Here is a 25243-nt window from a genome sequence, read left to right on the forward strand (position 1 = left end):
AGGTTAACGATTGCTTGTTTCGCCTGGCCTGCCATGTCGCCACGCAAGATTCCTTGCCATGGCAACATTGGCGGTCATGGTGGCCACGGCTAGCGACACTTGTTAATTTTGTCAGTTTTTGTACATTCAGCAGCCCCGTTCTTACCCGTAGAAGAAACTGGAAAAGTTCATTCCACAGGCCAGTGTGGCCCGTTCAGGCCACCGACTTGAGCACAACCTTGGCCAGCGGATCGGTGGACTTGAAGCTGCCAAAACGGCTGCGCACAGCGGCCTCGATGCCGGCAGCGTCCAGCCCCTGCAAGGCCAGCAGCACGGCCACCTCGCCATGCTCGATGAACTCGTCCTTCAGGCCCAGGTGCAGCAGCGGCTTGACCACGCCGGCGGCCTGCAGCGCTTCACCGACGGCACTGCCCGCGCCGCCCATGATGGCGCCCTCTTCCAGCGTGACCAGGGCTTCATGGCTGGCCGCCACCTTCAGCAGCAGTTCGGTATCGAGCGGCTTGGCCCAGCGCATGTTGACCACCGTCGCGCCGAGTTTTTCAGCCGCCTGCAGCGCCGGGTAGAGCAGCGTGCCGAAGGCGAGGATGGCAATGCCGCTGCCTTCGCGGCGAATCTCGCCCTTGCCGAAAGGCAGCGAGTTCAGGCCGGCCTCGGGCTCGACACCCGCGCCGGCGCCGCGCGGATAGCGCACGGCAACCGGCGAATCTTGCTCGAAAGCCGTGGTCAGCAGCTTGCGGCATTCGTTTTCATCGGCCGGGCAGGCAATGCCCATGTTGGGAATGCAGCGCAGATAGGGAATGTCGTAGGCGCCGGCATGCGTCGCGCCATCGGCGCCGACCAGGCCGGCGCGGTCCAGCGCAAACACCACCGGCAGGTTTTGCAGCGCCACGTCGTGGATCAGCTGGTCGTAGCCGCGCTGCAGGAAGGTCGAGTAAATCGCCAGCACCGGCTTCAAGCCTTCGCAGGCCATGCCGGCGGCAAAGGTCACCGCGTGCTGCTCGGCAATGCCGACATCGTGGTAACGCTTGGGAAAGCGCTTGTGAAACTCCACCATCCCCGAGCCTTCGCGCATGGCCGGCGTGATGCCGACCAGGCGCGGGTCGTGCTCGGCCATGTCGCACAGCCAGCGGCCAAACACCTGGGTGAAGGTCTGCTTGGCCGGGGCGCTGGATTTCTGCAGGCCCATGGACGGGTCGAACTTGCCGGGGCCGTGGTAGGCAATTGGGTCGGCTTCGGCCAGCTTGTAGCCCTGGCCTTTCTTGGTCACGACATGCAGGAACTGCGGACCCGCGCCGGTGGCCATCAGGTGCCGGATGTTTTCCATCGTGGGAATCAGCGACTCCAGGTCGTGGCCGTCAATCGGGCCGATGTAGTTGAAGCCGAAGTTCTCGAACAGCGTGGCCGGCACCACCATGCTCTTGGCATGGGATTCGAGGCGCCGGGCCAGTTCGAGCAGCGGCGGCGCCACTTGCAGCACCTTCTTGCCGACGTGGCGGGCCGAGGCGTAGAAGCGCCCGCTCATCAGCTGCGCCAGGTGGCGGTTCAGCGCGCCCACGGGCGGGCTGATGCTCATGTCGTTGTCATTGAGCACCACCAGCAGCTTGCAGTGGTCATGCACGCCGGCGTTGTTCAGGGCCTCGAAGGCCATGCCGGCACTCATCGAGCCGTCGCCGATGACGGCCACCGCATTGCGGTTCTCGCCCTTGAATTCGGCGGCCAGCGCCATGCCGAGCGCCGCCGAAATCGAGGTCGATGAATGCGCCGTGCCAAAGGTGTCGTATTCGCTCTCGTCGCGGCGCGGAAAGCCCGACAGCCCGCCGAGCTGGCGCAGCGTGCCCATGCGTTCGCGCCGGCCGGTCAGGATTTTGTGCGGGTAGGTCTGGTGGCCCACGTCCCAGACCAGCCGGTCGTCGGGCGTGTTGAAGACATAGTGCAGGGCCACGGTCAGCTCGACCGTGCCCAGGTTGGAACTCAGGTGGCCGCCGGTCTGGGAAACGCTGTCGATCACATAGGCGCGCAGTTCGTCGGCCAGCGCCTTGAGCTGGGCACGGGGAAGCCGCCGCAGGTCGGCGGGGCTGTTGATGGTTTCAAGCAATGAGTACATCGTGGTGTATTTCTTTTATGACGAGGCCGGAACCGGCCTAGTGCTGGCGATTGACCAGCATGTCGGCCAGCGCCTGCAGGGCCTGGGTGTTTTCAAGCCCGCTGGCCTGCAGGCTGGCCAGGGCTTGCGCGTGCAACTGCTGCGCGTAGGCCTGGGAGGCCTGCAGCCCCATGAGCGAGACAAAGGTGGGTTTGTCCTGGGCGGCATCCTTGCCGGCGGTCTTGCCCAGCGTGGCCGCGTCGGCCGTCACGTCCAGGATGTCATCGACGACCTGGAACGCCAGGCCGACGGCCGCGCCGTAGTCGCGCAGCGCCGCCAGCGCCGCTGGCGAAGCCGCTCCGCAGGCCGCGCCCATCATCACGCTGGCTTGCAGCACGGCGCCAGTTTTGAGGCGGTGCATCTCGTGCAGCTGCGCGGAGGTCAAAGGCAGGCCGACGCTGGCCAGGTCAATCGCCTGGCCGCCCGCCATGCCCTGGTAACCCGCGGCCTGCGCCAGCAGGCGGCACAGGCGCGCCTGGGTCGGGGCATCGACCGAATCATCATCGGGCGTGAGCAGTTCAAAGGCCAGCGCCTGCAGCGCATCGCCGGCCAGCAGCGCCTGCGCCTCGCCGTACTGGACGTGAACGGTAGGCTTGCCCCGGCGCAGCACGTCGTTGTCCATGCAGGGCATGTCGTCATGCACCAGCGAATAGGCGTGAATCAACTCAATCGCGCAGGCCGGGCGCAAAGCGGTTGCCGCATCGCCATTGACCGCAGCGCAGGCGGCCATGACCAGCAGCGGACGCAGGCGCTTGCCGCCATCGAGCACGGCATAGCGCATGGCATCGCCGAGCCCGGCTGGCGCAGGCGCATCAACCGGGCTGGCGACCCAGCGGGACAGGGCCTGCTCGATGGCAGCGAGTTGTCCGGCGCTCCAGGCGCGCAGGTCAAACAGGGAGATTTTTTCAGGAGCGTTCAAATCAGTGGTCTCTTGCGCTGGGGGCGGCGGCGGCGTTGATGACGGGGGAAATGATGCAATCACGCTTGCAGCCAGGGTTTGAGTTCGGTGCCTTCGAGCACCTTGATCTGGGTTTCAACCGCTTCGAGCTTGTCCCGGCAAAACTTCAGCAGCTGCGCGCCGCGCTGGTAGCCGGCCAGCAACTGGTCCAGCGGCAACTGGCCGGACTCCAGGCGGCCCACCAGTCCTTCGAGTTCCTGCAGCGCGGCTTCGTAGCTGGCGGGCAAGGCCGGCGCCGGTGCGTCATGGCCAGCAACAACAGGCGTTGCCGATGAAAGTGATGAAGCGGAGCTTTTGGCCATGAATGATTGGTAAAAAGATTGATTTTAGGATGGTTACAACGAATTTGAATGCTGGCGCCAATACGCGGGAGTCAGGCTGCATTATCCTGTGACCCCCGTGTGGACTCTGAAAACAAACGGCACGGGTAGAATTGATAACCGTTCTCATGTCGGCGTTTTTCACCGTTTTTTGATGGATACACCCGACATTTCCTTATTTCTGGGTTGCATTGCAGTTTGCCTGTTCCCCTGGCTTGTTTACCGGCCTGCCACGCCCCGCTGCGCTGGCCTGTTGAGAGAAATTGATGCCCGATAAAAGCCTTCGCTTGTTGCAAGCCACCAGCCAGCTCCCCATTTCCAGCTATTTCGATGCCGGCCTTTACCAGCGCGAGCAGCAAAAGCTGTTTGCGCGCGGGCCGCGCTACCTCGGCCACGAACTGGCCGTGCCCAACCTGGGCGACTACTACACCCTGCCCCATGAGGGCGACGGCCGCGCGCTGGTGCGCAACGCCTCGGGCATCGAGCTGATCTCCAACGTCTGCCGGCATCGCCAGTCCACCATGCTGCAGGGCCGTGGCAACACCGGCAGCAACATCGTCTGCCCGCTGCACCGCTGGACCTACAACACCTCGGGCGAGCTGATCGGCGCGCCGCACTTTGAAGTCGATCCCTGCCTGAACCTCAACCGCTACAAGACCACGACCTGGAACGGCCTGGTGTTTGAAGACAACGGCCGCAACATCGCGGCCGACATGGCCGGCCTGGGCCACATGGCCGACCTTGATTTTTCAGGCTATCAGCTCGACAAGGTGCACCTGCACGAGTGCAATTACAACTGGAAAACCTTCATCGAGGTCTATCTGGAGGACTACCACGTCGGGCCATTCCATCCCGGGCTGGGCGGCTTTGTCACCACCGACGACCTGAGCTGGGAACTGGCGCCGAACTATTCGGTGCAGACCGTGGGCGTGTCCGACAAGCTGGGCAAGCCGGGCACCGATGTTTACAAGTTGTGGCATGACGTGGTGCTGCAGTACCGCAACGGCGCACCGCCCAAGTACGGCGCGATCTGGCTGACCTGCTACCCGCACATCATGGTCGAGTGGTATCCGCACACGCTGGTGGTCAGCACGCTGCATCCGCAGGGGCCGGACAAGACGCTCAACGTGGTCGAATTCTTCTACCCCGAGGAAATCTGCGCCTTCGAGCCCGAATTCATGCAGGCGCAGCAGGCCGCCTACATGGAAACCTGCGTCGAGGACGACGAACTCGCGCTGCGCATGGACGCCGGCCGCAAGGCGCTGATGCAGCGCGGCGACAACGAGTTCGGCCCCTACCAGAGCCCGATGGAAGACGGCATGCAGCACTTTCATGTGTGGTATCGCCGCGAAATGGGCGCCAGCAAAACCACCCAGATGATCTGAGGCTGCGTCCCCGCCCCGTTTTTGCTATTAATTCAATAGCATTATGCGTACGTCCTGCCTGCGCAAAAGGCCTTTTCAATACCTGAAAACCTGGAATTCAAGCGATGCAAGCCGTCTGGATGATCCTGTCCTCGTTCCTGATTGCCTCCATGGGCGTATGCGTCAAGTTCGCCTCCGCGCACTTCACCAGCGCCGAGCTGGTGTTTTACCGGGGCGTGGTGAGCATTGTCTTCATGGCGCTGTATGCGCGTGTCCACGGCACTTCCCTGCGCACGGTTTACCCGGCCATGCATGCCTGGCGCAGCGTGATCGGCGTGGTGTCGCTGTCGGCCTGGTTTTACGCGATTGCCCATTTGCCCCTGGCCACCGCCATGACGCTCAATTACATGAGCGGCGTGTGGATTGCCGCTTTCCTGGTGGGTGGCGCGCTCATGCTGGGCAAGTCCGGCAACAAGGGACCACGCCAGGGTTCGCTGGTGCTGGCCATCCTGGCCAGTTTTGCCGGCGTGGTCATGCTGCTGCGTCCGGCCATCGGCCAGAACCAGAGCTTTGCCGGCCTGGTGGGCCTGCTGTCGGGGCTGGGCGCTGCCTTTGCCTACATGCAGGTGATGGCGATTTCGCGCATGGGCGAGCCCGAAATACGCACGGTGTTTTATTTTGCGGTCGGAACGGCCGTCGCCGGCGCGCTCGGGATGGCGCTGACAGGCACTTCAGCCTGGAACTGGCAGCAGGCCCTGTGGCTGCCACCCATCGGCATTCTGGCGTCGCTCGGGCAACTGGCCATGACCCGCGCCTATTCAATGTCGCAACACCATGGCGGAACCCTGATGGTGGCCAACCTGCAGTATTCGGGGATTGTGTTTGCCGCCCTCTACAGCCTGATTCTTTTTGGTGACAATATTCCCCTGACAGGCTGGGCCGGCATGGCGCTCATCATCGTCAGCGCCGTGGCCGCCACGGTGCTTCGGGCTCGCGCGGCGCCCGATGCGCCGGCTGAAGAACATTAAACCCGTCGTCAAAGGAGCACACCTTGAACAACTACACCACCCTGATTTCGGCCGGACAACTGCAGGCGCTCATGCAAAGCGGCCAGCCCTTGCGCATCTTTGACTGCAGCTTCGAGCTGATGCAGCCGCATGCGGGCGAACAGCACTACCTGGCAGCGCATATTCCCGGTGCCATTTACGCCGATCTGGAAACCGCGCTCAGCGCCCGGCATGGCGTGCCCGGCGCGCATGGCGTGATCACGACCACCGGCGCCGACGCACCGGCCTCGGGCGGGCGCCATCCGCTGCCCAACCGCGAAAAATTCGCCACCTGGCTGTCCAGCGTCGGCATGGGCAATGAGATGCAGGCAGTGGTCTATGACCGCAACGGCGCCAATTATTGCGGCCGCCTGTGGTGGATGCTCAAATGGGCGGGGCATGAGAGAGTCGCCGTGCTCGACGGCGGGCTGCAGGCCTGGCAAGCGGCGGGCGGCGCGCTCAACAGCGGCGAAGAGCCCGCGCATTTCCAGACCAGTTTCCTGCTCGGGCGTGAACGGGCGGCGCTGGTGGATGCGCAAAGAGTCGCAGCAGAACTGGGCCGCCCCAGCCAGACGCTGGTCGATGCGCGGGCCACGCCGCGCTTCAAGGGCGAGGTCGAGCCGCTTGATCCGGTCGCCGGCCATATTCCGGGCGCGCTCAACCGGCCTTTCGGCCAGAACCTGACACCCGAAGGCACGTTCAAGCCCGCCGAACAATTGAGGGCCGAGTTTGCCGCCTTGCTCGGCCAGCGCGACCCGGCCACGGTGGTCCACCATTGCGGCAGCGGTGTCAGCGCCGTGCCCAACCTGATCGCGATGGAAGTCGCGGGCCTGGGCCGCACGGCGCTTTATGCCGGCAGCTGGAGCGACTGGTGCAGCGACGCGAACCGCCCCATGGCGCAAGGCTGATCAGCTGCCGCTACTGGCTGGCAGCGCTTGCGGGAGGCATGGCGGTGCCGCTGCCCATCGAGCCTGTCGAACCGGTTGACGGACTGGTCGAGGAAGAGCCGGGCGTCGTGCTGGTCGTGTCCGCGGTTTTATTGCATCCAGCCAGTGCCAGTGCGGCAGCCAGAGCAAGCGCCACGGCAATACCCGTTTTCAGTGTTGGTGCATGCATACGGTTTTCCTTTTCAAGATGGGAGCGGCTGACTGTCAGCCACAGGCCAATTTATGGGTTCACCGGCTGCTGGTTGCATGAGACACCTCCCTGATGGGCTGTAAGGATTTTTCGCGTGCCCGACAGCCATTCAATGCCCGCCACGGGCTTCTGGCTGGACGGGTGAGGCGTGTTGCTTCCATTTGTCCTACATTCATTGCTGTGTTAATACTGACAAAAATGCTGGAAATACAGTCCTAAATTCACACCGTGGCAGGCAATAGGGCCAGTCACTTTCAACCCACAGAATGCAAACCTTGAAACCAGGGTTTCAACGCGTTCTTCCTGAAGGAGACAGTGAAAAATGGCTTCTAACACTCAAGGCACCAAAGGTGGCAGCAAAGGTGGCAGCAATCAAAAAGGCAAATCCGAACGCGGTTTTGCGGCCATGAATCCGGAGCGTCAACGGGCAATCGCCAGCGAAGGTGGCAAGGCCGCGCACCAAAGCGGAAATGCCCATGAGTTCACCTCCGAGGAAGCCCGCGCGGCCGGTCGCAAAGGCGGCCAGGCCAGCGGGAATCACAGCGGCAGGCAACGCTGACCTCAAGCGTCGAGTCAATAAAAAAGGGCGCATCCAGCGCCCTTTTTTTCAACGCTTCAGCCATGCATGGCGGGTCAGCTTTTGCCGCTTGTGCGGATTGTCCTTGTGAGCCCCGGAACTGGGACCAAAACCACGGCTGCTTTTCGATCCATTGTCCGGCCGCTCCAGCCGGTTCATGGAAGGTTTGGCTTCATGTTCGCCATCGGGTTTGTAATCGTTCATGGTAGATCCTTGACATGCACGGCAACTGGTTGATTCGGGAAAACGGGTCTTGAAACGAGTCATAAAAAGCGCAATGCCTAGCATGACTTTAAGCAGCGCAACGGCTTGTACCTTGTAGGAAGTTTTCGCCATCAGCATGGGAAAACTCCTAACAGCCGGGTTCCGGCCGCGCCGGGAAAATGGATTCCTGAACGCGCCCTCAACCAGCGCAAGAATTCAGCGCCATCGGCATCGGCGTGGTCTGGATCTCGCCAGGTTCCGGAGGGGTTGACAAAGGCTCAAGCGGCTCTGGCGGGGGTACGTTGGGATTGGTGGCCATCGGGATCTTTCAGGGTTTCTGGGTGGATAAGTCGGGCTGGCTGGGCGGCTCCGAAAGTTCGGGCCGCTGGGGCAGGTTGCGAATCATGGCTTCGCCGTCCTCGTCACGGCCATCCGAGGGCAAATCGGGCTCCAGAAGCAGCGGGGGCTCCTCGTTTGCGGTTTTACGGGTCGAGTCCAAACCCGGTGGCACACCCGAATCCCGGTTATCAGCAGAAGCAGTCATTTTTCAAAGTCCTCCCAGCATCAAGGGCACATCGTGGCTGGCAACGGTAGCCGCTGCAAGCAAAGAAACGAACACGGCCGCCAGAAAAGCCAGGCAGGGTGCCAGCCGTGGGTGAAGTCTTCCAGATTGACGGGCACGCCTGGCGCCCGGTGGCAAGGACAGCGATGAATGCTCTGCGGGTGCAACGGCGGCGAGGTTCGAATCCATGGCGTACCTACTTTCATTCCGGCTGTCAATTCTGGGACCGACTCCATCGTCGTGCAAGGCTGGCAAGGTTTTTATAGGCCGCCAAGCCCTGACGCTGTAAGCGTTCGTCTGACAACGGGCCAGTGCTACCATCCCTGAAACTGGTTTCAATCAATACCCAGAAACTGCCTGGTTCCCCTACCCTGACCCTGTCCATGCCCACCCCAAAAATCAAGCCTCTCCCTGCCCCGTCCCATGCGCGCGCCACGATTGCCGACGTGGCACGCGAAGCAGGCGTGTCCAAGGCCACGGTGTCGCGCTTCCTGAACCACCGCGAAACCCTGCTCACGCCGGACATCGCGGCGCGCGTCGAAGTCGCCATCGCCGCGCTGGCCTACAGCCCCAGCCCGATGGCGCAGGGGCTCAAGCGCGGCCGCTCGCGGCTGATCGGCCTGGTGGTGGCCGACGTGACCAATCCCTTTTCAGTGGCCGTGCTGCGCGGCGCCGAAAAAGCCTGCCAGCAAGCCGGCTATTTGCTGATGCTGTTCAACCTCGGCAACGACAGCCGGCGCGAAAGCGAGGCCATCAAGGCGCTCACCGCCTACCAGGTGGACGGCTTCATCCTGAACACCCTGGGCGGCGATGCCGGCGCAGCCGCCGAGGCCGCGCGCCACGGCAAGCCGGTGGTGCTGGTGGACCGGCGCCACCACGACATGCAGGCCGACTTTGTCTCGATTGACAATGCCGGCGCCGTTCTGCTCGGCGCTCGCCACTTGGTGGAAGCCGGCTACCGGGAACTGCTGTTTGTCTCGGAGCCGATCAAGAACGTCAGTTCACGCATGGAGCGTGAAGCCGCGTTCAGAAGCTTTGTCAGCGATGCGGCAACAGACATCGCCGGCCTTCACGGCAGCACCTTTGAATGCACGGATGACGACAGCGCGGGGCTGGACAAGGCGCTGCAGAGCCTGCGCCAGCGTGCCGAGGGACGCCTGCCCGGCGTGATTTCAAGCAATGCCGTGGTCACGCTGCGGGTAGTGGCCGCCATGGCGCGGCTGGGCTGGCGGCTTGGCGCCGACCTCGGGCTGGTGGGTTTTGACGAGACCGAATGGTCGCCCTTCATCGGTCCGGGCTTGACGACCATCGCCCAGCCGACCGACGAGCTGGGCCGGCTGGCCGCAGGCTGCCTGATCGAGAGGCTCAAGGGCCTGGACCTGCCGCCGCGCCAGATTTTGCTGTCGGGCCGGCTGGTAGCTCGTGGCTCATCGGTTCCCGAGGCATCCCCGGTCATTTTGCAAACCTAGGGTTTTCACCGGGTTACAGACCGAGTACGCCTGCTTTTATAATTCAATGAAACCGGTTTCAGGATGATTGAAAAGTAACTCCCAACCATGTCTTCAAAAAAACTTTTAACCCCAACACGGACCCGCGCCTTGATGTCATTCGCGACACCAGCGCTGCGCTCATGAACTACACCTTTCAGTTCGGCGACGTTTTTGCAGCCTGGCCGCTGCTGCTCAGGGGCACCTGGAACACCATCGAGCTGTCGCTGCTGGCGATGCTGCTCGGGTTGGCGGTGGCCATCGTCTGCGCCTGGGGCAAGACCGCCGGCCCCAAACCGCTGCGCTTCGTGATCAACGCCTACATCGAGCTGATCCGCAACACGCCCTTCCTGGTGCAGCTGTTCTTCTTCTTTTTTGCGCTGCCGGCGCTCGGACTGCGCTGGTCGGCCTACACCGCCGCGCTGACGGCACTGGTCATCAACCTGGGCGCCTACGCGACCGAAATCATCCGCGCCGGCATCGAGTCGATTCCCAAGGGCCAGATCGAAGCCGGCCTGGCGCTCAACCTCAAGCGCCACGAGATTTTCCGCTTTGTCATCCTGAAGCCCGCGCTCAAGGCGATTTACCCGGCGCTGACCAGCCAGTTCATCCTGCTGATGCTCAGTTCGGCGGTGGTTTCGGCGATTTCCGCCGACGACCTGACCTCGGTGGCTGCCAACCTGCAGTCGCAAACCTTTCGCAGTTTCGAGATCTACATCGTCGTCGCGGGCATCTACCTGCTGCTGGCGCTGTCGTTCTCGGCGCTGTTCCGCCTGATTTACAAGGCCAGCCTCAACTACCCGGATCGTCGGTAATGCGTACTTTTGGACTTCCTGAATTCCTGTTCATCCTTGAAGCGGCCAAATGGACAGTGGCGCTGTCGCTGATCGCCTTCATCGGCGGCGCGATAGGCGGGCTGCTGGTGGCGCTGGGGCGCACCTCCGAGAACCGGCTGGCGCAATTCCTCTCTAGCGGCTTCATCCAGATTTTCCAGGGAACGCCCCTGCTGCTGCAGCTGTTCCTGGTGTTCTTTGGCGCGCCGGTGCTGGGTTTTGACATCAACCCGTGGATTGCGGCCGGCGTGGCGCTGATCCTGAACAGCAGCGCCTTTCTGGGTGAAATCTGGCGCGGCTGCATCCAGGCGATTCCCGCCGGCCAGGTCGAAGCGGCGCATGCGCTGAGCCTGTCCTACTTCTCGCGCATGCGCTTTGTCATCTTGCCGCAGGCCTTCAAGATTGCGCTGGCGCCCACGGTCGGCTACCTGGTGCAGATCATCAAGGGCACGTCGCTGGCGGCGATCATCGGTTTTACCGAAATCACGCGGGCCGGCCAGATCATCAACAACGCAACCTTCCAGCCGCTGATCGTGTTCAGCGTGGTGGCGGCGATTTATTTCGCGCTGTGCTGGCCGCTGTCCCTGATGGCCTCGCGCATGGAACGCCGGCAAGCCGCCGCGCTGGCACGTTGAGCGGCGCCCCTGTTTCACCCTGTCATTTCTCACCAACAATAACCAGAGACTTCACCATGATCAAGCATCCGGGCAGATTCACCCTGGTAACACTCGCTGTGCAGTGTTTTATGACCACAGCCTTGGTGGCGGCATCGTTTCAAAGCGCAGCCGCCGATCTGATTGCCTCAACCAATGATGCCAAGTACCAACGCGTGGTGGGCAAGGACACGTTTCTGGAAAATCCGCAACCAGACACGCTGGACATCATCGACGCCAGCCATTTTCCGCCCCGCGTCGTAGCCAGCGTGAATGTGGCCGCTGCAATTCAGGGTCCACCCCAAGCGGTGGCCATCACACCGGACGGCAAGCTGGCCATCGTGTCGGCACCAAGTCGATACGACACGGCTGAAAAGAAACTGGTTCTCGAAAACTACCTTCAGGTGGTGGATTTGACATCCAGCCCGGCTTCAGTCATTGCAAAAGTTGACATTGCCCATCATCCGCAAGCAATCGCCATCAATCGTGCAGGAAACCTGCTTTTGACAACCACCACGTCAGGCCATTTACTGGTGTTTGCCATAGACGGCAAATCGATCACGCTCAAGGACACTTTAAAGCTCAGCGACAAGCGCCTGGCAGGCATCACGATCACACCTGACGGCAAGACCGCGCTGGTGGCACTGCGGGATGAGCAGGGCTTGATGGTCCTTGATATTGACAGCGACAAAGTCACGACGCAACGCGAAAGGATCAGCACTGGCGTGGCACCTTACTCGGTCGATGTATCGAGCACCGGCAAATGGGCACTGGTCGGCAACGCGGGGCTTGCCGGATTGCCCGGGAACGTGGGCACCCTGGCGGGCGACGTCGATTCCATCACACTGATTGATATCTCCAGGCGTCCTTACCGCGCCGTTCAGCATGTTTCCGTGCCCGCACTGCCTGAAGGGATTGCGATCTCTCCAGACGGCCGCTGGGTCGCGGTCCAAAGCATGGATGGATCAAACCTCACGGCTGACAATCCAGGGCGACGGGCCAAGGGAAAACTGATTCTGTTTTCCAACCAGAATGGCAAGTTGGTGGAGAAATCCAGCCTTCCGGCGGGCGCAGCTGGACAAGGAATTGTCTTTACGGCCGATGGCCGGTACATCCTGGCGCAGTTCAATGTCGAAAAGCAATTGGCAGTTTTTGCTGTTGCCAACGGCAAGCTGAAGGACACAGGCAAACGTCTTGCGTCAACCGGGGGACCGTCATCCATACGCTCAATGCCCCGCTAAATCCAGTTCATTCCCTCACTATTTATCCACAACCATCGGAGACTTCACCATGATCAAGCATCTGCAACGTCGCACCTTCACGGGCACCGCCCTGGCGCTGGGCCTGGCCGCCACCCTGTCCGCATGGGCGCCCGCCGCCAGCGCGCAGAGCGTCGCCGACATCAAGAAAAAAGGCGAGCTGACCGTCGGCATGCTGGTCGATTTCCCGCCCTACGGCACCATGAACAGCAGCAATCAGCCCGACGGCTACGACGCCGACGTGGCGCGCCTGCTGGCCAAGGATCTCGGCGTGAAGGTCAACCTGGTGCCGGTGACTGGCCCCAACCGCATTCCGTTTTTGCTGACCAACAAGGTCGATCTGCTGGTGGCTTCGCTGGCCGTGACGCCCGAGCGCGCCAAGCAGGTCCAGTTCTCCAAGCCCTACGCCGCCGCCAGCATCGTGCTGTATGGCGACAAGAAAGCCAGCCTCAAAACCCCGGCCGACCTGAAAGGCAAGCGCGTGGGCGTCGCCCGTGCCAGCACGCAGGACATCGCGCTGACCGCCGTGGCGCCCGAAGGCACCGAAATCCGCCGTTTCGACGACGACGCGTCGGCCATGCAGGCGCTGCTGTCGGGGCAGATCGATGCCATCGGCTGCTCGACCACGGTGGCCGCTCAAATCGCCAAGCGCGCGCCGGCCAACACCTTTGAAAACAAGTTCGTGCTGCGCCAGCAGGTGATGGGCGTGGCGATGCGCCCCGGCCAGGCCGAACTGCTCAAGACCGTGGACGACTTTGTCGCCCGCAACACGGCCAATGGCGAGCTGAACAAGCTCTACCAGAAATGGCTGGAAACCGACCTGCCCAAGCTGCAGTAACCCCGCTTTTTTGCTGACCACGGTGCTTACCCATGACAGACACAATGCAATCCTCTCGCGCAGCCGCCGCTGGCGCTGAACCCATCATCCGCATCGAAGCGGTGGACAAGTGGTACGGTAAATTCCAGGTGCTCACCGGCATCAACCTGAACGTCGCGGCCGGCGAGCGCATTGTGGTCTGCGGGCCTTCGGGCTCCGGCAAATCGACCCTGATCCGCTGCATCAACCGGCTGGAGGTCGTGCAGAAAGGCCGCATCGTCGTCGATGGCATCGACCTGACGGCCGGCGGCAAGAATGTCGATTCGGTGCGCCAGGAAGTCGGCATGGTGTTCCAGCAGTTCAACCTGTTTCCACATCTGACCATCCTGCAGAACTGCACGCTGGCGCCGATGCGCTCGCGCGGACTGAGCCAGGAGGAAGCCGAAACCATCGCCATGAAATACCTCACGCGGGTTCGGATTCCCGAGCAGGCTAAAAAATACCCCAGCCAGCTCTCGGGCGGCCAGCAGCAGCGCGTAGCGATTGCCCGCGCCTTGTGCATGACGCCCAAGATCATGCTGTTCGACGAACCCACCTCGGCGCTGGACCCGGAGATGGTCAAGGAAGTGCTGGACACCATGATCGGCCTGGCCGACGACGGCATGACCATGCTGTGCGTCACGCACGAAATGGGCTTTGCGCGCAGCGTGGCCGACCGGGTGATCTTCATGGCCGACGGCAAGATCATCGAGCAGGCGCCGCCGCAGCAGTTCTTCAGCAACCCGCAAAACGAAAAAACCCGCAACTTCCTCGGCCAGATATTGAATTCGCAACATGCCCACTGAAGTTTCCGGCGCCGCTGCCGCGCCGCCCATCCTGATTTCACTGACCGCCTTTGGCGCCGCCGAAGTGCGCCGCCATGGCCAGCGCTGGTTTGCCCGGCTCAGCCATGAAGCCGGCGCCGATGGTGTCGAAGTGCGCAGCGAACTGCTGGTGGATGCCGCCCGCGAATTGCCTGACATTGCCCTGGCCGTGCGCGACGCCGGCCTGCGGGTGGTGTATTCGAGCGCCGACTATCTCTGGGCGGCTGACGGCGCACTGGACATGGCCGCACTCCAGCGCGCCCTGGATGCCGCCAAAACCCTGGGCGCACCCCGGCTGAAAATGGCGATTGGCGGCTTTGGCGCCTCGTCCCACGCGAGCCTGATGGCGCTGCAGGACTGCCTGCAGGCCGCCAAAATCGAACTCGTGATCGAAAACGACCAGACGCCGGCGGCCGGCACGCTGCCCGCGCTGCAGGACTTTTTTGACACGGCCAATGACCTCGGTATTTTCCTCGGCATGACGTTTGACATGGGCAACTGGCACTGGAGTGGCGAATGCCCGCTGCTGGCCGCAAGCGCGCTGGCGCCGCAGGTGCGCTATGTGCATTGCAAGGGCGTGCAGCGCCAGCCGCAGCGCTGGATCGCCGTGCCGCTGGCCGAATCCAGCGCACCGTGGCGCGCCGTGCTGCGCGCCCTGCCGGCCGATGTGCCTTGGGCCATTGAATACCCCTTGATCGGCGACGACCTGCCCGCCGTGACGCGCAGGGAAATCGACCAGCTGCGCAGCATTGCCGCCAGCATGGCTGGCAGAAAGAAATTGACATGACCCGCGCCCTGGACGTGATTACCTTTGGCGAAGCCATGATGATGCTGGTCGCCGACCGGCCCGGCCCGCTCGAACAAGCCGAAGCCTTCTACAAGCGCACCGCCGGCGCCGAGACCAACGTCGCCATTGGCCTGTCGCGCCTGGGCCTGAAGGTCGGCTGGGGCAGCCGCCTGGGCACCGACTCCATGGGCCGCTACCTGCTGGCCGCCATGCAGAAGGAAGGCATCGACTGCTCGCATGTGGTGTGCGATGCGGCGCAGAAAACCGGTTTCCAGTTCAAGGGCAAGGTGCTTGATGGCAGCGACCCGCCGGTCGAATACCACCGCCAGGGCTCGGCCGCCAGTCATATGTGTGTCAATGACATCGACCGGGACTGGCTGCTGTCGGCCCGGCACCTGCATGCCACCGGCGTGTTTGCCGCCCTCTCTGCCACCACGCTGCACGCTGCACGCTTGACCATGGACCTGATGCGCGCCGCCGGCCGCAGCGTGTCGTTCGACCCCAACCTGCGCCCCACGCTGTGGGCCAGCCCCGAGCTGATGCGCGAAGCTGTCAACGACCTGGCGACGCGCGCCGACTGGGTGCTGCCCGGCCTGGAAGAAGGCCGCTTCCTGACCGGCGCAAGCACGGCCGAAGGCATTGCCCGCTTCTACCGCCAGCGCGGCGCCCGACTGGTGGTCGTCAAGCTGGGAGCAGAAGGCGCCTGGTTTGACAGCGACACCGCCGGCAGCGGCCATGTGCAGGGCTTTGCGGTGGCCGAAGTGATTGACACCGTGGGCGCGGGCGACGGTTTTGCCGTCGGCGTGATCAGCGCCCTGCTCGATGGCCTGGGCGTGCCCGAGGCGGTGAAGCGCGGCGCCTGGATTGGCGCGCGCGCGGTGCAGGTGCTGGGCGACAGCGAAGGCCTGCCGACCCGCGCCGAACTGATTGAAGCAGGACTTTGAACATGACCATTTCTTCCGACCGCAAAAAGGTGCTGGTGTTCAGGGAACTGCCACCCGACCAGTTGGCACGGCTGCAAGCGCGGCACGATGTGACCGTCGCCAATCCGCGCCTGCCGGAACAGTTGCCTGCGTTTCAGGCAGCGCTGGCAACGGCCGAGGGCCTGATCGGCTCCAGCTACAAGGTCGATGCGGCGCTGCTGGCCGCCGCGCCGCAGTTGAAGGTGATTTCCAGCGTGTCGGTCGGCGTGGACAACTACGCCCTGGACGCGCTGGCGGCGCGCGGCATCGTGCTGTGCCACACGCCCGGCGTGCTGACCGAAACCACCGCCGACACGATTTTTTCACTCGTCATGGCGACCAGCCGGCGACTGGTCGAACTGGCCGGCCTGGTACGCGAAGGCCGCTGGACGCGCAACATCGGCGAAGAGCTGTTTGGCTGGGACGTGCATGGCAAGACGCTGGGCATCCTGGGATTTGGCCGTATCGGCCAGGCGGTGGCACGGCGTGCCGCCCTGGGCTTTGGCATGCCGGTGCTCTACCACAGCCGCCGCCCGGTGGACCTGGCCAGGGACGCGCCGGAACTGGCGGGCAAGGCGGTGCACACGCCGCTTGATGAACTCTTGATGCGCGCCGACATCGTTGCCGCTGTGCTGCCCCTGTCGAATGAAACCCGGGGCCTGATGGGCGGGCGCGAGTTCGGCCTGATGAAGCCGGGCGCGATTTTCATCAACGGCGGGCGCGGCGCCACCGTGCAGGAAGCCGCCCTGCTCCACGCCCTGAACCACGGCAGCTTGCGCGCCGCCGGGCTGGACGTGTTTGCCACCGAGCCGCTGCCGATGGACTCGCCTTTGCGCACCCATCCCAAGGTCACCGCGCTGCCGCACATCGGCTCGGCCACGGTTGAAACCCGCTATGCGATGGCGGTGCTGGCCACGACCAATTTGCTGCAGGCGCTGGCGGGCGAGCGGCCCACGGCGGTGTTTGAAATGTCGGCGGGCTGATTCAGGTTCTGCGGTCCGGGCCGAAAAATATCAACCAAATACGCCTTCTTCGCAATAAGGACGGGCGCAAGTAGCTATTAAAAATATAGCATTCATGCCTTATGATGCCTCGGGTTTTTCAGACGGTGGTGGCGGTTGCTCGACCTCGCCCATCACGCTGTCGTCGTCAGCATCGCGCTCGGCGGGGGGAACGCCATGCTTCCTGCCGGCTTGGCGCTTCTGCTTTTCTTCGTGGGAAGGATCTGAAGTGTTCCCGCAGGCCACGTTGAATGAAATCGGCAGCTTCATGACAGCCTCCTGAAAAATCAGCTTCATCGTAGCGGCGGACCGGCACTTGATGGATACGCCATCGCGCCTGATGGGTGTCAGTGTGTAACTGACAAAAAGTCAGGCTTGAACGTCAATGCTCATGCGCTGCCAGCGCGCTGACCAGCATCACCAGCCCGATGCCAATGGCCAGCCACGCAATCTGCGCCGCCGTTTCCTGCAGGGTGGCGCGTTTTTGCAGTTGCGGAATCAGATCGGCCAGCGCCACATACATGAAACTGCTGGCGGCAATGATCAAAAAGAACGGCAAGTAGGCATACAGCTGGTCCACCAGCGCATAACCGACCACCCCGCCCAGGGCAGTCACGCCGCCGGCCAGCGACACCTTGACGATGGCGATGCGCCGGTTGTTGGCGCTCTGGCGGCGCAGCACGATCAGGTCGCCCATGTGGTGCGGCACTTCATGCACCAGCACCGCCAGCGCGGCCACGAAACCCAGGCGCATGTCGGCGATGAAGGCCGAGGCGATCAGGATGCCGTCGCCAAAGGCATGCACGCTGTCGCCGGCCAGCACCGCCCAGCCGCCCGAGGCGTGGTCATGGCTGTGCGCAGGGTCATGGTTGTGGCCATGGGAATGGCCGTGATGCGCATGGTCGTGGCCCGGCTCAGGGCCGTCGCTTGGCGCCGCATGGTGCTCATGCCCGTGGTGCCACAGCTCGGCCTTGTCGAGCAGGAAGAAAAACACCAGCCCGACCAGCAGCGTGGCAAACAGGTCGTGGGCGCTGGCCTGGCTTTCAAACGCCTCGGGCAGCAAATGCATGAAGGCGGTGCCCAGCAGTGCGCCGGCGGCCAGGCTGAGCATGTGCTGCGTGTACCGGGCCAGCGCGCCAAAGCTGAGCAGCGCCGCCAGCCAGACGCTGCCGATGCCGGCGGTGATGGTTCCCAACAAAATTGCTATCAAGGTCATAGCTTCCAGCGCCCGTCTTACTTGGGCCAGAGCCCTGAATGATGATAAAAACATGAAAGCAGCCATCATCCGGCCGTCCAAATGCCAAAACCCCGGACTCGGCATGGTGACCGAAGACCGGGGCGCATTGATTTTATCAAGCGCGTCAAGCCTCCACGCCAGAAAAACCGGCGTCAGGCGGGCGCAAGTCAATCTCGGCGGGTGTGTGTGAAATATATATTTCTCTTTTGACAGAAATGTCAGAAACCAATCCTACAATCCGCTTTATGGAACTCACCGACATCTCTCGCCGCTTCGTTGTTCACTGGGGTGAAATGGGGACCGCCTGGGGCGTGAACCGCACCGTCTCGCAAATCCATGCGCTGCTGTTCTTTCATGGCAAGCCACTGCACGCCGAGGAAATCTCGGACACCCTGGGGGTTGCCCGCTCCAATGTCAGCAACAGCCTGAAGGAACTGCTGAACTGGAACCTGATCCGCACCACCCACATTCTGGGCGACCGGCGGGATTATTTCGACACCTCCACCGACGTGTGGGAGCTGTTTCGTACCGTGGTGCGCGAACGCAAGGAGCGCGAATACGACCCGACGGTGCGCCTGCTGCGCGAGCTGGTCAGCCACCCCGGCTTCAGCGCCGAAGCGCCCGACGCGCAGGACCGCGTGAGTGAAACGCTGGCGCTGATGCAGTCGCTGGGCAGCTGGGCCGACGAGATGCTGCGCCTGTCGCCCTCCACGCTAGACAAGGTGCTGCGGCTGGGGGCAACCATCCAGAAGTTCGTGCGCGGCGATGCGCCCCCGCCCGCCCCCTGACCCCATTAGCCGCCGCCTGCGCATTCATGCCCATGGCGGTTTTTTTGACAGCTTATTTCTGTTTTGACTGAAATATCGAAAGGAAAAATCATGAATACTACAAACAACCCGACAAGCCTGGGCAACACCCGGCATGACCGTCTCAAGGCCGGACTCATTCCCGCCATCTACCCACTGACGCTTTATTACGATGGCTCTTGCCCGATGTGCCACGCCGAGATGCACAACCTGATGCTTCGCAACACCGGCGAGTTGCTGGCCTTCGTCGATATTTCAGTGCCCGGCTTCAGCGGCCAGCCGCCCGCCACCACACAGAAAGACTTGATGACGCTGATGCACGCCCGTCAGGCCGATGGCACCGTGATCAAGGGCGTCGATGTGTTCCGGCTGGCCTACGCGGCAGCCGGGCTGGGCTGGGTATCTGCCCTGTTTCGCCTGCCGGTGGTCAGCACGGTGGCCGACCGGCTCTACCCCTACCTTGCGCGTTACCGCAACCGCATTCCCAGACGGCTGGTGCAGCTGGCCTTTGAAACCGCCGCCCGCCGTGCGGCCGCCCGGGCACAAGCCAGGCAGTGCAAGGCCGGCGACGCCTGCCGCCTGTAACCTCCGCAGGAACCCACCATGAACATCCTGGTTTGCGGTGCAAACGGTTTTTTGGGCCGTCATATCGCAGTCGCGCTGGAAGCGGCAGGCCATACCGTGCTGTGCGGCATCCGGGTTCCCGGCCCCGGCACATCGACGCGCCCGGACTTATCCGCCAAGGCTCGGAAGTTGGTGCCGATGGACTTCATTCGCGATACCGCTGTCAGCACCTGGCTACCCCGGCTGGCAGGCGTGCAGGCGGTGGTCAACGCGGTTGGAGTCCTGCGTGATGGCCCGCCTACGCCGATGCAGGCCATCCACGCTGAAGTGCCGAAAGCACTCTTCAACGCTTGCGCCCGGCAGGGCGTGCGGCGGGTGATCCACCTCTCGGCGCTGGGGATTGCCAGCAGCCCCAGCCTTTACGCCACCACCAAACGCACCGCCGAAGCGCATCTGCAGACCCTGACGCAACAAGGCGCGCTGCAAGGCTTGGTGCTGCAACCCAGCATTGTGTTTGGCCCTGGCGGCGCGGGCAGCGAGCTGTTCACCGCACTGGCGCGCTGGCCCGTAATGCTGCTGCCGCGCCAAGCATTCAGCGCCCGGGTGCAGCCGGTGTGGATTCGGGAGTTGGCTGAAGTGGTCACCACCCTGGCCGGACCGGCGTCAGGCGTGTGCGGCACGCTGCCCTGCGTCGGTCCAGAGAGCACCCCGCTGGCCAGCTTCATCGCCAGCCTGCGCCGCCAGCGCGGCCAGACGTCTGCTCATGTCCTGGCCCTGCCCGACCTGCTGGCCCGAGCCAGCGCCCGCTTGGGTGACACCTTTCCTTTCACGCCCTGGGGTACGCAGGCACTGGCCCTGCTGGCCCAGGACAACACCGCAAATCCTCAACCCTTTGCCCAACTGCTGGGACGGCCCGCCACGCATTACAGCCGGCTGCTGGCCTGCCTTGCAGCATGACCAACACCGCATTGCTGCGCTGGAGCCTGATCGCGGTCTGGCTGGGAACGGCTGCGGTCAGCCTGCTGGAGCGGGACGGGCAAAGCGCTCAGTTGCTCCATGCAGCGGGTTTGTCCCAGCCGCTGCTGGTTCAGGCGCTGATTGTCAGCGGCGCCGCCGCCGACCTGGCGCTGGGTCTGGCCTTGTGGCTGCGCCCAGTGCGCACGACCTATCTGGCGGCGCTGGCCCTGATGCTGCTGATGACGCTGGCGGCCACGGTACTGCTGCCCGCGCTGTGGCTGCATCCGCTGGGACCAGTGCTGAAAAACCTGCCCATCGCCGCGCTGCTGTGGGTGCTGGCGCAGACACCCTCCCCCGCGCTCTGAAGCTGAACGAATCACCATGAACACTTACCTCCTTGTCAAATGGCTACACATCATCTCCAGCGTCCTGATGGTCGGCACCGGCCTGGGGTCGGCGTTTTATATGTTCTTTGCCAACCGCAGCGACTCCTTGCCAACGCAGGCCGTGGTCAGCCGGCTGGTGGTGCGGGCTGACTGGTGGTTCACCACACCCACCGTCATCGTGCAGCCCGCGTCCGGCCTGCTGCTGGCTTACATGGCGGGCTGGCCGCTGACAACGCCCTGGCTGACCCTGTCACTCGCGCTGTTTCTACTGGCCGGAGCCTGCTGGCTGCCGGTGGTCTGGCTGCAGTTGCGCATGGCGGCGATGGCGCAACAGGCGGTGGCTGAGCAGACCGGGCTGCCGCCTCTTTACGGGCGCTACGCCCGCTGCTGGGAAGTGCTCGGCTATCCGGCATTCGCGGCCATGTTGGCGGTGTTCTTCCTGATGGTCAACAAGCCCGGCCTCTGGAACTGAAGAAGCTGTGATCCCCTGAAACTGGAAAAGGATTTCTTGCCATGTCATCAAGCACAAGCGAAAACCGGATGAAAACCACAACCGGCATGCAGCGCCCGCTACGGGTTCGCTGGGAAGACCTGGTGGCACTGCGCCGCCATGAAGTCGCCCTCAACCTTGGGCTGTCAGCGCCCTGGCTGGCCGCATCGCTCTGGGCCGCCCAGAACGGGCACTACCTGCTGGCCATGCCCTGCTCAGCCGCCTTTTTTTTGACGGCGCTGCGCCAGGCCCATGACAGCTACCACGCCAGCATCGGCGTGCCGCGAAAATGGCTGGACCTGGTGCTCTTGATGCTGACGCTCAGCATGCTGTGCTCCACCCACGCCATTCGCCACACGCACCTTCTGCATCACAAAAATCCCCTGGGCGAAGGCGACGCGGAAGGCCGCTGGGCGCGGCAGTCCGCATGGCGCGCCGTGGTGCTGGGTCCGCTGTTCAGCATTCGCACCCATGCGCAGGCGCTGCAGACCGGCAGCGCCAACACGCGCCGCTGGGCCTGGGCTGAACTGGCGCTCATCGCTGGCGTCTGGCTGCTGGCGGTTGTCACGGAGCACGCCTGGCTGCGCTACCACATGGCGGCCATGATTGCATCGAATGCCCTGGTCGGCTTTTTTGCGGTCTGGACGGTTCACCACGGCTGCGAGGCGCAGGGCGTTTTCGCGCGCACCGAGCGCCGCGCCTGGTGCAACCGGCTCACGGTCAACCTGCTTTACCACGTCGAGCACCATCTGTTTCCCGCCGTGCCCGCCAATCATCTGCCTGCCCTGGCGCTCAGACTTGACAGGGTCGCGCCGCAATGGACTTGCGAACCAGTGCTGGGGAAAGCCCAGCAGCCAGTGCTGCCGCTTACCCGGTGTTCTTCGCCGTGACGCCTGTCACGGCGCTCCTCAGTGCGCCTGTTCCCAGTTCGGCCCAAAGCCGATCTCGGCCAGCAGCGGCACCTTGAGTTCGGCCACGCCGGCCATGAGGCGCGGGATCTCGGTGCGCACCCATTCGACTTCCGCCTCGGGGACTTCAAACACCAGTTCGTCATGCACCTGCATGATCATCTTGGTGTCGCGTTTCTCGTCGTCCAGCACCTGTTGCACCTTGACCATGCTGAGCTTGATCAGGTCGGCGGCGGTACCCTGCATGGGCGCGTTGATGGCGGCGCGCTCGGCGCCGGCGCGGCGCGGGCCGTTGGGCGAGTTGATTTCGGGCAACAGCAGGCGTCGGCCGAAGACGGTCTCGACGTAGCCCTGGTCCTTGGCCAGCTGGCGGGTCGAATCCATGTAGTGCTTCACACCGGGATAGCGCTGGAAATAGCGGTCGATGTAGGCGGCGGCCGCCTTGGTTTCAATCCCCAGGTTCTTCGCCAGGCCAAAACTGCTCATGCCGTAGATCAGGCCGAAGTTGATGACCTTGGCGTAGCGACGCTGTTCGCTGCTGACCTGATCGAGCGTGACGCCGAACACTTCGGCCGCCGTGGCGCGGTGCACGTCCAGCCCGGCGGTGAAGGCATGCAGCAACGATTCGTCGCCGCTGATGTGCGCCATGATGCGCAGCTCGATCTGCGAATAGTCGGCGCTGGCGATCACGCTGCCGGCGGGCGCCACGAAGGCTTCACGCACGCGCCGGCCCTCGGCGGTCTTGACCGGGATGTTCTGCAGGTTGGGGTCGTTGCTCGACAGCCGGCCGGTCACGGCGACGGCCTGCGCATAGTGGGTGTGGACGCGGCCGGTGCGCGGGTTGGCCAGTTGGGCCAGCTTGTCGGTGTAAGTGCCCTTGAGCTTGGAAAGCGAGCGGTGTTCCAGCAGCTTGGCCGGCAGCGGGTGATCTTCGGCCAGCTTTTCAAGCACGTCCTCGTCGGTGCTGCGCGCGCCGCTGGGGGTTTTCTTGACCACCTTCATGCCCAGCTTGTCAAAGAATATTTCGGCCAATTGCTTGGGGCTGCCCAGGTTGAAGGGCTGGCCGGCCATCTCGTAAGCCTCGGTCTCCAGCTGCAGCAGGCGCTGGCCCAGTTCATGGCTTTGCCTGGCCAGCATGGGCGCGTCGATCAGCACGCCGTTGCGCTCGATGCGGTAGAGCGTTTCGCTGCTCTGCATTTCCAGCTGATAGATAAACAGCAGCTTTTCATTGGCCTGCAGTTGCGGCCACAGCACGCGATGCACGTCGAGCGTCTGGTCGGAGTCTTCGCACGAGTATTCGGCTGCCCTGGCAATATCGACCTGGTTGAACTTGATCTGGTGTACGCCCTTGCCGCACAGGTCTTCATAGTTGATGCCGCTGCGCCCCACATGCCGCTCGGCCAGGCTGGCCAGCCCGTGCGGCTTGGTCACTTCGAGCACATAGCTTTGCAGCATGGTGTCGTGCGCGTAGCCCTGCACCTCGATGCCGTGGTTGGCGAACACATGGCGGTCGTATTTGATGTTCTGGCCCAGCTTCGGTCTGGCCGGGTTTTCAAGCCAGGGCTTGAGCCGGGCCAGCACCTCATCCAGCGGCAACTGCTCGGGGGCGCTAGGGTAGTCGTGCGTCAGCGGAATGTAGGCGCCCTCGCCCGGCGTCACGCTGAAGCTCACGCCGACAATCTGCGCGCGCATTTCATCGAGCGACGTGGTTTCGGTATCGACTGCCACCAGTTCGGCCGCTTCGATTTTGGCCAGCCAGCGGTCCAGCGTCTCCCAGGTCAGGATAGTTTCGTACAGCAGGTTGCTGGCGCGCCCGGCCAGCGGCGTGTCAAGCAGCGAAGGCTCGTCGTCGTCGAACAGGCCGGGCGAATCTGGCGAGGCCGTCGGCGCGCGGAGCTTGCGGCGTTCAGGGCCACCGACAAGTTCGGGCGGCGTATTTTCAGCGTCAATCTGCCCGACCAGCCCCTTGAAGCCATATTTCAGGTAAAAAGTCCTCAATGCGCTTGTCTGTTGGGCGCCGATAGCTATTGAATCCATAGCAGGCAGGCCGTCGATGTAGCCGGCCAGATCGCAGTCCTTCTTGATGGTCAGCAGCTCGCGGCCCTTGGGCAGCCAGTCCAGCGACTTGCGCAGGTTCTCGCCGACGATGCCCTTGATCTCATCCGCGCGGGCCACCAGCGCATCGAGCGAGCCGTATTCGAGCAGCCACTTCACGGCGGTTTTCGGGCCGACCTTGGGCACGCCCGGCACGTTGTCAACGCTGTCGCCGACCAGCGTCTGGTAATCGACCATCAGGCGCGGCGGCACGCCGAACTCGGCTTCAACACCGGCCAGGTCGCGGCGGCGGTCGTTCATGGTGTCGATGACGGTAATGTGTTCGTCGACCAGCTGGCTCAGGTCCTTGTCGCCGCTGGAGATGATGACCTCGATTTGCTGGCTTGAGGCCATGCAGGCCAGCGTGCCGATCACGTCGTCGGCCTCCACGCCGGGCACGGCCAGCACTTTCCAGCCCAGCAGTTGCACCACTTCGTGAATCGGCTCGACCTGGCTGCGAAGGTCATCGGGCATGGCCGAGCGCTGGGCCTTGTAGTCGGCATACAGCGCATCGCGAAAGGTCGGACCCTTGGCATCGAACACGCAGACCGCGTAGTCGGCGCGCACATCCTTGCGCAGTTTTTGCATCATGTTGACCATGCCGCGAATCGCGCCGGTGGCCGGGCTGTGCGGGTCGCCGGGGGTGACGCGCAAATCGGGCATGGCATGAAAGGCGCGGTACAGGTAGCTGGAGCCATCGACCAGCAGCAAGGTTTTTTTATCAGGACTCATGGGGCCAGATTGTCGGGGATATCGGCCAGGCGCTTGCTGCCGCGCATCCAAGCCTTGCGCGCCTGTTTGCGCAACGATTTTGGCTACCCCGCCAAA

The 25243-nt window shown here is 63.3% G+C and carries 29 protein-coding genes; 19 read left to right on the forward strand and 10 right to left on the reverse strand.

Features of this window, described 5'->3' with window-relative positions; all coding sequences use genetic code 11:
* Positions 1–193: 193 nt before the first annotated feature.
* Genes dxs through xseB form a run of 3 tightly spaced genes read right to left on the reverse strand, consistent with a single transcriptional unit; the run spans position 194 to position 3403 of the window.
* Positions 194–2104 carry a 1-deoxy-D-xylulose-5-phosphate synthase gene (gene dxs, locus ABLV49_RS13065; protein ID WP_349277002.1) on the reverse strand — a complete coding sequence of 637 codons (1911 nt, stop codon included), beginning with the start codon at positions 2102–2104 and terminating at the stop codon, positions 194–196.
* Between the two features lie 37 nt (positions 2105–2141).
* Positions 2142–3062: a polyprenyl synthetase family protein gene (locus ABLV49_RS13070; protein ID WP_349277004.1), complete on the reverse strand. Its 921-nt coding sequence runs from the start codon at positions 3060–3062 to the stop codon at positions 2142–2144.
* Positions 3063–3121: 59 nt separating this feature from the next.
* Positions 3122–3403: an exodeoxyribonuclease VII small subunit gene (gene xseB / locus ABLV49_RS13075; protein WP_349277005.1), complete on the reverse strand. Its 282-nt coding sequence runs from the start codon at positions 3401–3403 to the stop codon at positions 3122–3124.
* 284 nt (positions 3404–3687) lie between these two features.
* On the opposite strand from xseB, the gene ABLV49_RS13080 reads away from it, so the two are divergent.
* The 3 genes from ABLV49_RS13080 (at position 3688) to ABLV49_RS13090 (ending at position 6739) form a co-directional block, all read left to right on the forward strand.
* Positions 3688–4806, forward strand: coding sequence for an aromatic ring-hydroxylating oxygenase subunit alpha (locus ABLV49_RS13080; RefSeq protein WP_349277006.1), 1119 nt, complete (start codon positions 3688–3690; stop codon positions 4804–4806).
* A gap of 104 nt (positions 4807–4910) precedes the next feature.
* Positions 4911–5813: a DMT family transporter gene (locus ABLV49_RS13085; RefSeq protein ID WP_349277008.1), complete on the forward strand. Its 903-nt coding sequence runs from the start codon at positions 4911–4913 to the stop codon at positions 5811–5813.
* Positions 5814–5884: 71 nt separating this feature from the next.
* Positions 5885–6739 (forward strand): sulfurtransferase, encoded by an 855-nt coding sequence (locus ABLV49_RS13090; protein WP_349281709.1) that lies wholly within the window; start codon positions 5885–5887, stop codon positions 6737–6739.
* Between the two features lie 10 nt (positions 6740–6749).
* Here ABLV49_RS13090 and ABLV49_RS13095 read toward each other — a convergent pair whose 3' ends face one another.
* Together ABLV49_RS13095 and ABLV49_RS13100 are read right to left on the reverse strand one after the other, a co-directional pair.
* Entirely contained in the window at positions 6750–6947 is a 198-nt protein-coding gene (locus tag ABLV49_RS13095) for a hypothetical protein (RefSeq protein ID WP_349277010.1), read from the reverse strand.
* A gap of 310 nt (positions 6948–7257) precedes the next feature.
* Complete coding sequence (locus ABLV49_RS13100) at positions 7258–7446, reverse strand: hypothetical protein (protein ID WP_349281837.1); 189 nt, start codon at positions 7444–7446, stop codon at positions 7258–7260.
* Between ABLV49_RS13100 and ABLV49_RS13105 the strand changes: the two genes are divergently transcribed.
* Positions 7375–7527: a KGG domain-containing protein gene (locus tag ABLV49_RS13105; RefSeq protein ID WP_232290799.1), complete on the forward strand. Its 153-nt coding sequence runs from the start codon at positions 7375–7377 to the stop codon at positions 7525–7527. The two genes, ABLV49_RS13100 and ABLV49_RS13105, sit on opposite strands and share 72 nt — an antisense overlap.
* A gap of 48 nt (positions 7528–7575) precedes the next feature.
* Here ABLV49_RS13105 and ABLV49_RS13110 read toward each other — a convergent pair whose 3' ends face one another.
* Together ABLV49_RS13110 and ABLV49_RS13115 are read right to left on the reverse strand one after the other, a co-directional pair.
* Positions 7576–7887: a hypothetical protein gene (locus tag ABLV49_RS13110; protein WP_349277011.1), complete on the reverse strand. Its 312-nt coding sequence runs from the start codon at positions 7885–7887 to the stop codon at positions 7576–7578.
* A 190-nt stretch (positions 7888–8077) separates the two neighbouring features.
* Positions 8078–8293, reverse strand: a complete 216-nt coding sequence (locus ABLV49_RS13115) for a hypothetical protein (RefSeq protein WP_157040233.1) — start codon at positions 8291–8293, stop codon at positions 8078–8080.
* A gap of 401 nt (positions 8294–8694) precedes the next feature.
* Here ABLV49_RS13115 and ABLV49_RS13120 point away from each other — a divergent pair, with 401 nt between their 5' ends.
* The 9 genes from ABLV49_RS13120 to ABLV49_RS13160 all read left to right on the forward strand — a co-directional run bounded on the left by ABLV49_RS13120 (position 8695) and on the right by ABLV49_RS13160 (position 16955).
* Positions 8695–9780 (forward strand): LacI family DNA-binding transcriptional regulator, encoded by a 1086-nt coding sequence (locus ABLV49_RS13120; RefSeq protein WP_349277013.1) that lies wholly within the window; start codon positions 8695–8697, stop codon positions 9778–9780.
* A 161-nt stretch (positions 9781–9941) separates the two neighbouring features.
* The gene (locus tag ABLV49_RS13125; RefSeq protein ID WP_349277015.1) at positions 9942–10613 is read left to right on the forward strand and encodes an amino acid ABC transporter permease; all 672 of its coding nucleotides are present in this window, start codon (positions 9942–9944) and stop codon (positions 10611–10613) included.
* The gene (locus ABLV49_RS13130) at positions 10613–11266 is read left to right on the forward strand and encodes an amino acid ABC transporter permease (protein WP_349277017.1); all 654 of its coding nucleotides are present in this window, start codon (positions 10613–10615) and stop codon (positions 11264–11266) included. The genes ABLV49_RS13125 and ABLV49_RS13130 overlap by 1 nt, the downstream gene beginning before the upstream one ends.
* A 56-nt stretch (positions 11267–11322) precedes the next feature.
* Positions 11323–12525 (forward strand): beta-propeller fold lactonase family protein, encoded by a 1203-nt coding sequence (locus tag ABLV49_RS13135; RefSeq protein WP_415838177.1) that lies wholly within the window; start codon positions 11323–11325, stop codon positions 12523–12525.
* A gap of 49 nt (positions 12526–12574) precedes the next feature.
* The gene (locus tag ABLV49_RS13140) at positions 12575–13381 is read left to right on the forward strand and encodes a transporter substrate-binding domain-containing protein (protein WP_349277019.1); all 807 of its coding nucleotides are present in this window, start codon (positions 12575–12577) and stop codon (positions 13379–13381) included.
* Positions 13382–13425: 44 nt separating this feature from the next.
* Positions 13426–14205: an amino acid ABC transporter ATP-binding protein gene (locus ABLV49_RS13145; RefSeq protein ID WP_349277021.1), complete on the forward strand. Its 780-nt coding sequence runs from the start codon at positions 13426–13428 to the stop codon at positions 14203–14205.
* Complete coding sequence (locus tag ABLV49_RS13150; RefSeq protein WP_349277023.1) at positions 14195–15010, forward strand: sugar phosphate isomerase/epimerase family protein; 816 nt, start codon at positions 14195–14197, stop codon at positions 15008–15010. The genes ABLV49_RS13145 and ABLV49_RS13150 overlap by 11 nt, the downstream gene beginning before the upstream one ends.
* Positions 15007–15954, forward strand: coding sequence for a sugar kinase (locus ABLV49_RS13155; RefSeq protein ID WP_349277024.1), 948 nt, complete (start codon positions 15007–15009; stop codon positions 15952–15954). Before ABLV49_RS13150 ends, ABLV49_RS13155 begins: the two co-directional genes overlap by 4 nt.
* Before the next feature lie 2 nt (positions 15955–15956).
* Complete coding sequence (locus ABLV49_RS13160; RefSeq protein WP_349277025.1) at positions 15957–16955, forward strand: 2-hydroxyacid dehydrogenase; 999 nt, start codon at positions 15957–15959, stop codon at positions 16953–16955.
* A gap of 99 nt (positions 16956–17054) precedes the next feature.
* On the opposite strand, the gene ABLV49_RS13165 is transcribed toward ABLV49_RS13160, so the two are convergent.
* Entirely contained in the window at positions 17055–17243 is a 189-nt protein-coding gene (locus ABLV49_RS13165) for a hypothetical protein (RefSeq protein ID WP_157040230.1), read from the reverse strand.
* 112 nt (positions 17244–17355) lie between these two features.
* Entirely contained in the window at positions 17356–18189 is an 834-nt protein-coding gene (locus ABLV49_RS13170; RefSeq protein WP_349277027.1) for a ZIP family metal transporter, read from the reverse strand.
* A gap of 266 nt (positions 18190–18455) precedes the next feature.
* Between ABLV49_RS13170 and ABLV49_RS13175 the strand changes: the two genes are divergently transcribed.
* The 6 genes from ABLV49_RS13175 to ABLV49_RS13200 all read left to right on the forward strand — a co-directional run bounded on the left by ABLV49_RS13175 (position 18456) and on the right by ABLV49_RS13200 (position 22303).
* A complete protein-coding gene (locus ABLV49_RS13175; RefSeq protein ID WP_349277028.1) occupies positions 18456–18998 on the forward strand; it encodes a GbsR/MarR family transcriptional regulator in 543 nt (180 codons plus the stop codon).
* Between the two features lie 90 nt (positions 18999–19088).
* On the forward strand, positions 19089–19601 hold the full coding sequence (locus ABLV49_RS13180; RefSeq protein WP_349277030.1) for a thiol-disulfide oxidoreductase DCC family protein: 513 nt from the start codon (positions 19089–19091) through the stop codon (positions 19599–19601).
* Positions 19602–19619: 18 nt separating this feature from the next.
* Complete coding sequence (locus tag ABLV49_RS13185; RefSeq protein WP_349277032.1) at positions 19620–20537, forward strand: NAD-dependent epimerase/dehydratase family protein; 918 nt, start codon at positions 19620–19622, stop codon at positions 20535–20537.
* Complete coding sequence (locus ABLV49_RS13190) at positions 20534–20902, forward strand: DoxX-like family protein (RefSeq protein ID WP_349277033.1); 369 nt, start codon at positions 20534–20536, stop codon at positions 20900–20902. The genes ABLV49_RS13185 and ABLV49_RS13190 overlap by 4 nt, the downstream gene beginning before the upstream one ends.
* Before the next feature lie 16 nt (positions 20903–20918).
* A complete protein-coding gene (locus tag ABLV49_RS13195; protein WP_349277035.1) occupies positions 20919–21395 on the forward strand; it encodes a DUF2269 family protein in 477 nt (158 codons plus the stop codon).
* 68 nt (positions 21396–21463) lie between these two features.
* Positions 21464–22303, forward strand: a complete 840-nt coding sequence (locus ABLV49_RS13200) for a fatty acid desaturase (RefSeq protein WP_349277037.1) — start codon at positions 21464–21466, stop codon at positions 22301–22303.
* A gap of 18 nt (positions 22304–22321) precedes the next feature.
* Here ABLV49_RS13200 and polA read toward each other — a convergent pair whose 3' ends face one another.
* Positions 22322–25147 (reverse strand): DNA polymerase I, encoded by a 2826-nt coding sequence (gene polA / locus ABLV49_RS13205; RefSeq protein ID WP_349277038.1) that lies wholly within the window; start codon positions 25145–25147, stop codon positions 22322–22324.
* Positions 25148–25243 lie beyond the last annotated feature (96 nt).

This window comes from Polaromonas hydrogenivorans, assembly GCF_040105105.1.
Taxonomy (GTDB): domain Bacteria; phylum Pseudomonadota; class Gammaproteobacteria; order Burkholderiales; family Burkholderiaceae_C; genus Polaromonas; species Polaromonas hydrogenivorans.